The 11,642-nt window shown below is 61.7% G+C and carries 10 protein-coding genes and 1 pseudogene; 2 read left to right on the plus strand and 9 right to left on the minus strand.

Annotated features, from left to right (window positions below; all coding sequences use genetic code 11):
- The 5 genes and pseudogenes from AAFM31_RS11665 to AAFM31_RS11685 all read right to left on the minus strand — a co-directional run.
- A pseudogene (locus tag AAFM31_RS11665) lies at window positions 1-118 on the minus strand (electron transfer flavoprotein subunit beta/FixA family protein); the annotation flags it as partial.
- Between the two features lie 168 nt (window positions 119-286).
- Complete coding sequence (locus tag AAFM31_RS11670) at window positions 287-1,420, minus strand: acyl-CoA dehydrogenase (RefSeq protein WP_341708113.1); 1,134 nt, start codon at window positions 1,418-1,420, stop codon at window positions 287-289.
- 11 nt (window positions 1,421-1,431) lie between these two features.
- Entirely contained in the window at window positions 1,432-2,628 is a 1,197-nt protein-coding gene (locus AAFM31_RS11675) for an acyl-CoA dehydrogenase family protein (RefSeq protein ID WP_341708114.1), read from the minus strand.
- 63 nt (window positions 2,629-2,691) lie between these two features.
- Window positions 2,692-4,785: a 3-hydroxyacyl-CoA dehydrogenase NAD-binding domain-containing protein gene (locus tag AAFM31_RS11680; protein ID WP_341708115.1), complete on the minus strand. Its 2,094-nt coding sequence runs from the start codon at window positions 4,783-4,785 to the stop codon at window positions 2,692-2,694.
- Window positions 4,786-5,014: 229 nt separating this feature from the next.
- Complete coding sequence (locus AAFM31_RS11685) at window positions 5,015-5,809, minus strand: IclR family transcriptional regulator (protein WP_341708116.1); 795 nt, start codon at window positions 5,807-5,809, stop codon at window positions 5,015-5,017.
- A 260-nt stretch (window positions 5,810-6,069) separates the two neighbouring features.
- Here AAFM31_RS11685 and AAFM31_RS11690 point away from each other — a divergent pair, with 260 nt between their 5' ends.
- Both AAFM31_RS11690 and AAFM31_RS11695 read left to right on the plus strand, forming a co-directional pair.
- Window positions 6,070-7,695, plus strand: coding sequence for an AMP-binding protein (locus AAFM31_RS11690; RefSeq protein WP_341708117.1), 1,626 nt, complete (start codon window positions 6,070-6,072; stop codon window positions 7,693-7,695).
- A complete protein-coding gene (locus AAFM31_RS11695) occupies window positions 7,692-8,360 on the plus strand; it encodes a crotonase/enoyl-CoA hydratase family protein (protein WP_341708118.1) in 669 nt (222 codons plus the stop codon). Before AAFM31_RS11690 ends, AAFM31_RS11695 begins: the two co-directional genes overlap by 4 nt.
- Before the next feature lie 81 nt (window positions 8,361-8,441).
- On the opposite strand, the gene AAFM31_RS11700 is transcribed toward AAFM31_RS11695, so the two are convergent.
- The 4 genes from AAFM31_RS11700 to AAFM31_RS11715 all read right to left on the minus strand — a co-directional run bounded on the left by AAFM31_RS11700 (window position 8,442) and on the right by AAFM31_RS11715 (window position 11,640).
- Window positions 8,442-9,269: a thioesterase family protein gene (locus AAFM31_RS11700; RefSeq protein ID WP_341708119.1), complete on the minus strand. Its 828-nt coding sequence runs from the start codon at window positions 9,267-9,269 to the stop codon at window positions 8,442-8,444.
- A gap of 191 nt (window positions 9,270-9,460) precedes the next feature.
- The gene (locus AAFM31_RS11705; RefSeq protein ID WP_341708120.1) at window positions 9,461-9,943 is read right to left on the minus strand and encodes a YbhB/YbcL family Raf kinase inhibitor-like protein; all 483 of its coding nucleotides are present in this window, start codon (window positions 9,941-9,943) and stop codon (window positions 9,461-9,463) included.
- Between the two features lie 72 nt (window positions 9,944-10,015).
- Window positions 10,016-10,315 carry a hypothetical protein gene (locus tag AAFM31_RS11710; RefSeq protein ID WP_341708121.1) on the minus strand — a complete coding sequence of 100 codons (300 nt, stop codon included), beginning with the start codon at window positions 10,313-10,315 and terminating at the stop codon, window positions 10,016-10,018.
- A gap of 119 nt (window positions 10,316-10,434) precedes the next feature.
- On the minus strand, window positions 10,435-11,640 hold the full coding sequence (locus AAFM31_RS11715) for a 3-oxoadipyl-CoA thiolase (protein WP_341708122.1): 1,206 nt from the start codon (window positions 11,638-11,640) through the stop codon (window positions 10,435-10,437).
- Between the last annotated feature and the right edge of the window lie 2 nt (window positions 11,641-11,642).

The raw sequence follows: 11,642 nt of genomic DNA on the forward strand, positions 1-11,642 counted from the left end.
CGCAGAAGGGGTTCATCGACATCTTGACGTTGGCCAGGTCAACACCGGAGTTGTCGGCCTTGACGCGAACCTTGACGTTGTAATCGACCACGCGCTTAACGGCAACGAGGATTTTCATGGACGTTAGTCCTCCACAAGTCTTGAGACGCCCGCGGGCGCATGACATTAAAAGGGCTGCATAGGATACCGGGCAGAGTGAGTGCCCGAAAGTACAAATTGTCGCTTTGTTGGACAAAAATGCCGGGTTGGCGACCGATTTTCGCCAACCCGGCTGTCCGGAAGGAACTTACGCGGCGCTCAGTTGAGCAGCGTAGGCTTCCAGATGGTGGTCGTCATCACCGAACTGGTGGCTGATCATGACCAGGCGCTTGGCGTAGTGGGCACCGTTGTACTCCCAGGTCATGGCGATACCGCCATGCAGCTGGATGCACTGCTCAGCCACGTAGCGGGCTGCGCGGTTGACGATGAACTTGGCCGCGGCCAGCTTGGCGCTGCGCTCGGCGCTGTCAGCGTCGTCAGCCAGACAGGCTGCCAGGATGGCCATGGAGGTGGCGCGCTCCAGCTCGCTGATCATGTCGACCATGCGGTGCTGCAGAACCTGGAATTTACCGATCGGCACGCCGAACTGCTTGCGGGTCTTGAGGTATTCCAGAGTCAGGTCGCAGGCGGTGCGCATGGCGCCGACGGCTTCTGCACACAGGGCAGCGATGGCGCGGCCGCTCTGGTAGCGAATGGCGTCGAAGGCCTTGCCGGCTTCGCCCAGCAGCTCACCCTTGGCGTTGTCCAGGAACAGTTCACAGGCCTTGCGACCGTCAACGGTGGCGTAGACGCGGCGGGTAACGCCAGCCGCATTCGGGTCTACCACGAACAGGCTGATGCCTTGCTCGTCACGGCTGTCGCCAGCGGTGCGGGCAGAGACCAGGATCTTACCGGCGGTCTGACCACCGATGACCACACCCTTGCGACCGCTCAGAACCCACTCGCCGCCCTGCTCGGTGGCAGTGGTGGTGACGTTGGCCAGGTCGTAGTGGCTGTTCAGCTCGTCCAGTGCAACGGCAGCTTGCAGTTCGCCAGTGGCGATGCCACCCAGCAGCTCTTCTTTCTGTGCGTCGTTGCCCAGCTGGCCAATCAGACCGCCAGCGAGGATCACGGAATCCATGTAGGGTTCCAGGCAGATGCCCTTGCCCAGCTGTTCCATGATCAGCATGGTTTCAATGCCGGTACCACCGAAGCCACCCAGCTCCTCGGAGAAGGGAACGGCGGTCAGGCCCAGCTCACCCAGCTGTGCCCAGAAGTCGGTGCTGAAACCGGCTTCGCTGGCGCTGAATTTGTTGCGGCTTTCGAAATCGTAAACGTCGCGAACCAGGCGTTCAGCGGTTTCTTTGAGCATCTGCTGCTCTTCGGTCAGTTTGAAATCCACGGTCGGCCTCCTTAGAGCTCAAGAATCATTTTCGAGACGATGTTCTTCTGGATCTCGTTGGATCCGCCGAAGATCGACAGTTTGCGCATGTTGAAGTACTGCGACGCCGGGGAGGCGGCGTAGTCGCCAACCAGCATTTCGCCGTCGAAGTCCAGATCCAGCTCTTCCGGCAGGAAGGGCAGGGCGTACGGGCCCAGTGCCTTGCGCATCAGGTGGGTGATGGCCTGGCGAATTTCGGTGCCCTGGACTTTCAGGATGGAGCTTTCGGAGCCCGGTACACCACCTTCAGAGGCGGCGGCGACGATGCGCAGGGTGCTCATTTCAGCGGCCATCAGCGACATTTCCACTTCCGCGATCTGGCTGCGGAACAGGGCGTCTTCGATCAGCGGCTTGCCGTTCTTCTGCTGCTTGGAGGCGATGCGCTTGAGGTTGGTCAGCGCGGCCTTGGACGCACCGATACCAGCCAGGCCGGTACGCTCGTGGGTCAGCAGGTACTTGGCGCAGGTCCAGCCCTTGTTCTCTTCACCAACCAGGTTGCCAACCGGCACCTTGACGTCGTCGAAGAAGACTTCGTTGACTTCGTGGTCGCCGTCCAGGGTGATGATCGGGCGAACGGTGATACCGGGGGTCGCCATGTCGATCAGCAGGAAGGAGATGCCACGCTGCTGCTGAGCTTCCGGATCGGTACGAACCAGACAGAAGATCCAGTTGGCGTGCTGGCCCAGGGTAGTCCAGGTCTTTTGACCGTTGACGATGTAGTAGTCGCCATCGCGCACGGCGCGGGTCTTCAGCGAGGCCAGGTCAGAACCGGCGCCCGGCTCGGAGTAACCCTGACACCACCAGTCGGTGCCGTCGAGGATGCGCGGCAGATAGGTCGCTTTCTGTTCTTCGGTACCGAACTTGATGATTACCGGGGCAACCATGTTGACGCCGAACGGCACCAGACGCGGTGCGCCGGCAGCGGCGGACTCTTCGTCAAAGATGTGCTTCTCGATCGGGCCCCAGGTGGTGCCACCGTGCTCTACCGGCCAGCCCGGCGCGTACCAGCCGCGCTTGGACAGGATTTTCTGCCAGCGCTCGTGGTCGGCCTTGTGCAGGTGCTTGCCCAGTTTGACCTTGGCAGCGATGTCAGCAGGCAGTTCCTGCTTGAGGAATTCACGCACTTCGTCGCGGAAGGCGAGCTGCTCGGGGGAGTAATGGATTTCCATTGTATGTCCTCGTTGTAATACGGGTATCTGGCGGCCGGCGCTAGTGCCAGCCGCTTTGATTCATCACAGGTCGGCGAACTTGCGTCCTTCCTTGGCCAGTTTTTCCAGCAGGGCGGCCGGTTTCCACCAGGCGCCGTGTTGCTCGTGGAACTCGCAGATGCGGGCGTATACGCGATCCAGACCGATCGCGTCAGCATAGAACATCGGGCCACCCTGATGCGCGGGGAAGCCATAGCCGTTCAGGTAGATGACGTCGATGTCGCTGGCACGCTGGGCGATGCCTTCTTCCAGGATCTTGGCGCCTTCGTTGATCAGCGCGTAGATGCAGCGTTCGATGATGTACTCATCGCTCAGCTCGCGGCGCTCGATGCCTTGATCTTTGGAAGCGGCTTCCATGATGGCCGGCAGTTCCGGGTTCGGCAGCGGAGTACGCGAACCCTTCTCGTAGACGTAGAAGCCCTTGCCGGTCTTCTGACCGAGCAGGCCGGCTTCGGCCATCTTGTCGAGTACGGTCGGCAGTTTGAATTCGGCCGGCAGGGTTTGACGCTGACGGGTACGAATGGCCAGGCCGATGTCGAGGCCAGACAGGTCGCGCATGGCGAATGGGCCCATGGCCAGACCGAACTTGCGCAGGGCGCCGTCGATCTGCTCCGGCGTGCCGCCTTCTTCCAGCAGGAACTCGGACTCGCGGCCGTACTGGAACACCATACGGTTGCCGACGAAACCGTCGCAGACGCCAACCGGCACGGAAACCTTCTTCAGTTTCTTGCCGATCGCCATGGCGGTGGCCAGCACTTCGAAGCTGGTTTCCTTGCCGCGCACGACTTCCAGCAGGCGCATGACGTTGGCCGGGCTGAAGAAGTGCAAGCCAACCACGTCCTGCGGACGCTTGGTGAACTGGGCAATCTGATCCAGATCCAGCGAGCTGGTGTTGGAGGCCAGAATAGCGCCCGGCTTGCAGTTGGCGTCCAGCGCTTCGAACACCTTCTGCTTGACGGTCATCTCTTCAAAGACGGCTTCGACGACAACGTCGACGTCGGACAGGTCGGCGTAGTCGGTCACGCCGCTGATCAGGCTCATGCGTTTTTCCAGCGCGTCCTGAGTCAGGCTGCCGCGCTTGACGCTCATGCCATAGGTGTCACGGGCGCGCTCAAGGGCTTTGTCGCGGGCCTCTGAGCTGATTTCCAGAATCTTGACCGGGATGCCGGCGTTGGCGAAGCAGATGGCGATGCCGACACCCATGGTGCCGCCGCCGATGACCGCAGCCGACTTGATGTCGCGTACCGGGGTGTCTTTCGGCAGGTCGTTGATCTTGGACGCCTGACGCTCGGAGAAGAAGGCGTGTACCAGGGCAGCGCGCTGCGGAGAAACCAGGCACTCACCGAACAGTTCACGCTCGCGCTTCAGGCCGTCGACCAGCGGCAGGGTGAAAGCGGCTTCAACCGCTGATACGCAACGCTGGGGCGAGAACAGACCGGGCATCTTCTTCTCGATTTCAGCGCGCTTGGCCGCAACTGCAGCAGCGTTGTCGACACCTTCGAGCTTGTCGGTGCGCTCGCCAGTGCGGCGTGGGCCCTTGCCCTCGGCCAGCAGTTTCTCGGCAAAGGCGATGCCGGCGGCGGTCAGGTCGCCTTCAACCAGCTCGTCGATCACGCCCAGATCGTGTGCTTCGACGGCGCTGATCGGGTTGCCGCTGACAATCATGTCGAGGGCCTTGGCAACGCCGACCAGACGCGGCAGGCGCTGGGTACCGCCGGCGCCCGGCAGCAGGCCGAGTTTGACTTCAGGCAGACCGACTTTGGCGCTCTTGACGGCGATGCGGTAGTGGCAGCTGACGGCAACTTCCAGACCACCGCCGAGGGCGGTGCCGTGGATGACAGCAACGCTTGGCTTGCTGCCGGCTTCGATGCCGTTGACCACTTCAGGCAGGCTCGGCTCCTTCGGCGGCTTGCCGAATTCCTTGATGTCCGCGCCGGCCATGAAGGTCATGCCTTCACAGACCAGTACGATCGCCTTTACTTCCGGATCGGCTTCGGCAGCGTTGAAGCTTTGCTGCAGACCTTCGCGTACGGCAATACCCAGCGCATTGACCGGTGGGTTGTTCACGGTGACGACCGCGATGGCGCCTTTGCGCTCCAGAGTGACCACGTCCGACATGCTTGATCTCCGTCAGAGTTGAAGATGGCGTTTCACTATGCGAAATAGTGAAACCGTGTTTCGCTAGGCAAAATACAAAAAATAAAACGGCTTGTCGATGCCCCGAGTGGGGGAAATGCGGATTTATCAGTAAAGGTGATGGTGGCGGATTGAGCGAACGGTGTGCGGGGAGCGGCGTGAAGCGAGATGCGGCGCCAGGCAAATGGCTCTGGCGCGCGGTTGGCGAGGGTCAGACGCCGAGTTTTTCGATGTCGCGGGCGAGCATCGCCAACTGGTGGGCCAGCTGGTTTTTGACCTTTTCTTCCGAGACCAGGTACGAAGGTGCGCCGCAGGTGAGCACCATCAGGCTGCCATCCTGCAGGTGCAGCGGCACGCCGGCGGCATTAACGTTGCGATCCCAGTCGCCCAGTGACAGGCAGAAGCCGTGTTGCTGGTATTCGGCAAAGCTGCGCTGCAGAGAGGCTTCCAGCTCTGGCCAGCCTTCCGGGTTGCGGGCCTTGATGGCGTCGAGCAGATGGCTGCGCTCGTCTTCCTTCATGGCGGCCAGATAGGCGCGACCGGCGGCAGTCGTCGCCAGGGGCAGGCGCTCACCCACATCCATGCGCAGCGAGGTGGATTCCGACGGGCGGCAGTTCTCCACATAAATCATCGACAGGCGGTCGCGGCAGGTGAGGCCAACCGAGGTATTGGTGTTGCGGGCGAATTCGTCGAGGTAGGGCTTGGCCAGCTGGCGCACGCGCAGATTCGATACGTAGGCGTAACCCAGCGCCAGCACGCCGGAGTCGAGCTGATACTTTTCCAGCTGAGTGGAGTAGCTCAGATAGCCGAGCTTGGTCAGCGTGTAGGTCATGCGCGATACGGTCGGCTTGGGCAGGCCGGTGATGCGGGCGATGTCCTGGTTACCCATGACCACAGAGCCCTGGCTGAAGGCGCGTAAAACGTCCAACCCACGAGAGAGTGCTTCGACGAACTTGCGATCCTTGGCAGGGGATTCCTTTACTGCTGCTTCCAACTCATCTTTCATTGGGTTGTATACCTTGTGGCCCATCGGTGGGTGCGGCCGAATGTGATTTGATGCTGGCTTTTATTGTTATGGTCAGAGCGCGGAACGATATCACGATCAGGCGTTCTGCACAGTGACACACCGACACTCTGTTGCTGTTTTGTTAACAAGGGCAGTGTGAACTGTCTCGATCATTGCACAGCTTGCCTCGAATAGAATAGCATCTTTTTGGTATTCCGTTTCGCAGTGCAAAACAATAGTTCAAAAAACAAGAGGCTGAGATGTCTACACCTGAGCATTACGCCGTCAGTGCACAACTGGCTGAGCTGGGCCATACCACGATCTTCGATATCCTTGATCAGTCCTGCCACCGTTATGGTGACCAGCCGGCGTTCTCCTGTGGTGCCGACACTCTGAGCTTCAATCAGCTGCGCGGTCGGGCCGATGCCTTTGCCCGCTACCTGCGTCAGCATGTGGGTCTGCAGCCGGGTGACCGACTGGCCATCCAGTTGCCTAACCTGCTGCAATACACCATAGCCATTTTTGGCGCACTGCGTGCCGGGCTGGTGATCGTCAATACCAACCCCCAATACACCCCCTATGAAACCCGCCACCAGTTCGCCGACTCCGGTGCGCGCGCGGTGGTGGTACTCGACAAGCTGGTCCCGCTGGTACGCAAGATCCAGGACGAGACGGAGATCGAGACCCTGATCGTCACCAGCATGGACGACTTCGCCAACCCGCAGTTTGATGCGGCAGCGGCAGACGAGGTGCGCTTTATGCAGGCGCTGCGTCTGGGCGACGAATTGGCGCCGGTTGCCATCGACCGTGGGCTGGATGATCTGGCCCTGCTGCAGTACACCGGCGGCACCACCGGCGTGTCCAAGGGCGCGATGCTGACCCATCGCAACATCCTCTGCAATGTGCTGCAGGCGGTTAGCATCCTGAAGGAAGGCGATGTCAATTACGGTGGCGAAGTGCGGGTATCGCCGCTGCCGCTGTACCATATCTTCGCCTTCACCGCGAACTGCATCGCCTCGGTCTTCACCGGTTTCCACACGATCCTGATCACCAATCCGCGTGACCTCGACGGCATGATGGCCGATCTCAAGCGCCATCCGTTTACGCTGCTGACCGGCATCAATTCGCTGTTCGTATCGCTGATGAATCACCCGGAATTCGACAATGTCGACTTCAGTAGACTGAAGTGGGTCAACTCGGGTGGGGCGCCGTTGAACACCGAGATCGCCCGCCGCTGGCAGGCGCGTACCGGCAGTGTGGTGCGCGAAGGCTACGGCTTGACCGAAACCTCCCCGGTGGTAGTCGCCTCGACCTCGAAGACACCCTATAAGGAAGGCTTCATCGGCCAGCCAGTGATCGATACCTGGGTCAAGACCGTGGATGACGACGGTAAAGAGACCCCGCGCGGCGAGCCGGGTGAGGTGCTGATCAAGGGCCCGCAAGTGATGCAGGGCTATTGGCATCGTCCGGACGAAACCGCGGCTACCTTTACTGAGGATGGCTGGCTGAAGACCGGTGACGTCGGGCTGCTGGACGAGGATGGTTTCCTCAAACTGGTGGATCGCAAGAAGGACATGATTCTGGTCTCTGGTTTCAACGTCTACCCCAACGATGTTGAAGACGCGGTCATGCGTCATGCCGGGATCCGCGAGTGTGTAGCGGTCGGTGTGCCGGATGAGCGCACTGGCGAGGCGATCAAGATTTTCGTCAGTCTCAATGATGCGAGTCTTGATGAGGCGGCGATCATCGCCCACTGCCGTGAGAATCTGACCGGCTACAAGATTCCCAAGCATGTTGAAATTCGCGACGACTTGCCCAAGTCGACTGTCGGCAAGCTGCTGCGCCGGGTATTGCGTGACGAAGCGCGCGGTGAGGCGAAAGCGTGAGTGCGCCGCTGCAACTGACCATCGCCGATGGCATTGCCGAAATCCGGCTGGACGACGGCAAGGTCAATGCGTTGTCGGAAAGCATGCTGGAACAGTTGCTCGCGGCCATTGCCAAAGCAGCCGAGGCAGACGCGGCGCTGCTGATCAGCGGCCGTTCCGGCGTGTTCAGCGGCGGCTATGATCGCAAGCTGATCGATGCCGGTGGGCCTGCCTGCGACGCCATGCGCGCTGCCGGTGACCGGCTGACGCTGGCGTTGCTCGATTACCCTGCGCCGCTGGTGATTGCCGCCACTGGTCACGCGATGGCCAAGGCGGCCTTCATGCTGCTGCTCGCGGACTATCGCCTGGGTACCGAAGGTGATTACCGGGTGTCGCTGAATGAAGTGGCTATCGGCATGACCATGCCGGACGGGGCCATGTTGCAGGCGCGGGCCCGGCTGTCGCCGCAGTGGTTAAACCGCTGTGTGCTGCAGGCGGAGGTCTTTGCGTCCGCCGGCGCGCTGGAGGCGGGTTTCTTCGACGAGCTGCAGCCGGCGGAGCAGCTGCTTGAGCGCGCCCGCGCCAAAACCCGTCAGCTGGCGGGGCTGGATCGTCGGGCCTACCGCGAGACGCGTGCGTTGCTGAATGCGCCGCTGCGCGAAGCGTTTGTTGGTCTGCAGGGGTAACGGGAGGGCCGAGTTCCAACTCGGCCATAGCGTTGCTCGGAGCTTTGCAGGTCGAGCGGGAGCTCGACCTTCCCATTCTGTTTATTCCTTGAAATACGCCACCTGGGTGGTGGTCAGCAGCAGCTGGCCGTCATCGCTCCACAGGTGTGCGATCTGATCCGAATAATTGTTGTGCATACGCGTCGCTCGGGCCTGTCCGAGCAGATGGCGATCGCCCGCGCGTGCCAGTTGTTCGGCGTCGGCGTGGAAGTAATGGGTCAGTGACACCGTGCCAGCCGGGGTGAAGCGCTGACGGCGGTGGAAAATCCGCGGCGCAAATACATCACCGAGCGCAGTCAGCGAGGCGAAGTCCAGCGGCCGGGGAGGGTTGTCGCGGGTCCAGAGCAGGGTTTCGCTGTGGGCGTCCTCATGGTTGCTGTCGCCGCGACTGGGGTCGAACAGACCGGATACGTAGCGGAAGTCATAGTTGCGGAACCAATTGCGTTCGCCGCGGATCAGTTGCGGCAGGCTGTCGGCGGGGGGCGCCGCTGGCATGTCGTGCTGCTGTTCGGACCAGGTCTCGCGGCGGGTCGCGAAGAACGCGGTACCGCTGGTGACCACTTCACCATTCTGTTTCTGCAGCAGCAGCCAGTGCTGGGTTGAGCGGTTGGTACGCAGCGGGATGGCTTCGAGTTCGAAGGCGCCAAGCTGCACCGGCCCAGCAAAGTTGATGGTCAGTGACACGGGTTCGCCGATGCGCTCCGGGTGCTGCAGTGCGCCGTTGAGCAGGGTCGCCGCGGTGACGCCACCAAACGGGCCGACCATGTTCTGGAAGCTGTCGTCGACCTGCCCTGTGAACAGATTGTTGCCGGCGGCGGTGAGGGTAACAGCGCGGTCGAAGGCATGGCTGGCAGGAGAGGATGTGGTCATCGGCGGGATTCCGTTACGGCGGGGATGAGTCAATATGATGGGCATAATAGGCCGTGCTTGAGCGCCTTGACCATCAAGCTTGATGCTGTGAATCCGTTGCTATCGACCGGGAAGAAGTGGGTCTTGCTGCGGTGTTCAGATTGCGCTGCTGATACGTCGCGGCACCCGTTGCAGGTGCCGCGAGCAGCCCGTTAGCCGCGCTGGTAGGTACCAATCAGGCGGTTCATGGCTTTGGCGTGTGGCTCGATCTTCTCCAGCAGTTGCCACAGGGTCAGGCCGGCTGGCAGGTTCAGCTCAGCGTCCAGCGCGATGATCCAGAAATAGTACTTGTGCTGGCCGTGGCCTTCCGGCGGTAGCGGACCGTTGTAGCCGCTGTTGCCGAAGTTGTTCACGCCCTGGGTGTAGTCAGTGCAGCCTTCCGGCAGTGCGCTGACAGTGCCCGGAATGTTGTACAGCACCCAGTGGACGAAGCCGTAGGTGCCGTTGGCGGAAATCAGCGGTGCGTCCGGGTCGTGACAGATGACAGCAAAGGACTGGGTGCCCGCTGGTGCGTTCTTCCAGCTCAGGGCGGGGGAGACGTCAACGTCGTCGCCGGTGTGTTTGGCGGCGATCGCGCCGTTGTCGGCGAAGGCGCTGCTGGTCAGTTCCAGTTCATTGGAAAATGCGAATCCCATGGTGTTCTCCTTAGGTTTTAAGCTGAAAACTACCGAAATACTACTATGCGCCGGTCTGGCGACAAGCGCGTGTCAATTGATAAGAGCGCTCAACAACCAGAGCCCGAGCAGGACCCAGATGATCCCCAGTACGATCTTGCGGCGGATGAACGCGCGTACACCGGTATAGATCAGGAACAGGCCGAGGATCACGGCGGCGATGCTCAACAGGTTGCTGTTGACGCCGAGGGCGCGGGCGAAGCCGTTGATGAAGTCGGAGCTGGCGTTGCTCAACATGGTGAACAGCCAGATCAGGCTGTCGATGACAACGCGGACGACGGTACCGATGGCCGAACCGAGCCATTCGAAGGGGCTGCTGGAATTGAGCTGCATGCAAGGGGTCGCTGACAGAAAGTGGAGGCGCTACCTTAGCAAAAAATCGGTCTGAAAACCGACGCGCCGACCGCTCGGAGGTCAATCCGGGTGGCCGGCGCTTTAGCGGCTGGCAGTGATCAGGCGTCCAGGCGCTCGATCACGGCGGCGACACCCTGGCCCAGGCCAATGCACAGGCTGACCAATGCGTAGCGTTTGCCTGTGCGCTCAAGCTGGCGCAGGGCGGTCAGGGTCAGACGCGCGCCGGAAGCACCGAGCGGGTGGCCGACAGCGATAGCGCCACCGTTCGGGTTCAGGCGCGGGTCGTCGAAGGCGATGCCCAGTTGCTTGGCGCAGCCGAGAACCTGAGAAGCAAAGGCTTCGTTGATCTCGATGACGTCCATCTGCTCCAGGCTGAGACCTGCGCGGCTCAGCGCCTTCTTGCAGGCTTCGACCGGGCCCAGGCCCATGACGCGCGGCGCCACACCAGAGACGGCGCCGGCGAGGATGCGGGCGCGGGGCTTGACGCCGTACTTCTGGCCAATGGCTTCGCTGCCGATGAGCAGCGCAGCGGCGCCGTCGTTCACGCCAGAGGCGTTGCCGGCGGTAACTACGCCGCCTTCAAACAGCGGGCGCAGGCCGGACAGGGCCGCCATGTCGCTGCTCGGACGCGGATGCTCGTCCTGATCGACGACCTTGGCCGGCTTCTTGCGACCCTGGGAAACTTCGATCGGGTGGATCTCTTCGGCGAAGAAACCGTCAGCGCGAGCCTTCTCGTACAGCGCCTGACTGCGGGCTGCGTAGGTGTCGGCTTCCTCACGGGTAATGCCCAGATCTGCGGCGACGTTGTCGGCGGTCTGCGGCATGGTGTCGTCACCAAACTGCTTCTCGACCTTGGGGTTCGGGAAGCGCGCGCCGATGGTGCTGTCGAAGGCACGGAAGTCACGGCTGTAGGCGCTTTCGCTCTTGGCGATGACGAAGGGCGCACGGCTCATGCTTTCTACGCCACCGGCGACGAACAGCTCGCCTTCACCGGCTTTGACCGCACGGGCGGCGTCGAGGATGGCGGCCAGACCGGACCCGCACAGACGGTTGACGGTGACACCGGCTACTTCCTGCGGCAGACCGGACATCAGGCCGGCGTGGCGGGCGACGTTGCGCGCATCTTCACCGGCCTGGTTGGTGTTGCCCATGACCACGTCTTCGTAATCCTGGCCCGCGAACGGATTGCGGCTCACTACAGCGCGAATGACTTCCGCCAGCAGATCGTCGGGACGCACACTGGCCAGGGCGCCGGCGTGGCGGCCGAAGGGTGAACGGAGGCCATCATAGATATAGGCAGTCATGC

Source organism: Halopseudomonas sp., from assembly GCF_038130085.1.
GTDB lineage: Bacteria > Pseudomonadota > Gammaproteobacteria > Pseudomonadales > Pseudomonadaceae > Halopseudomonas.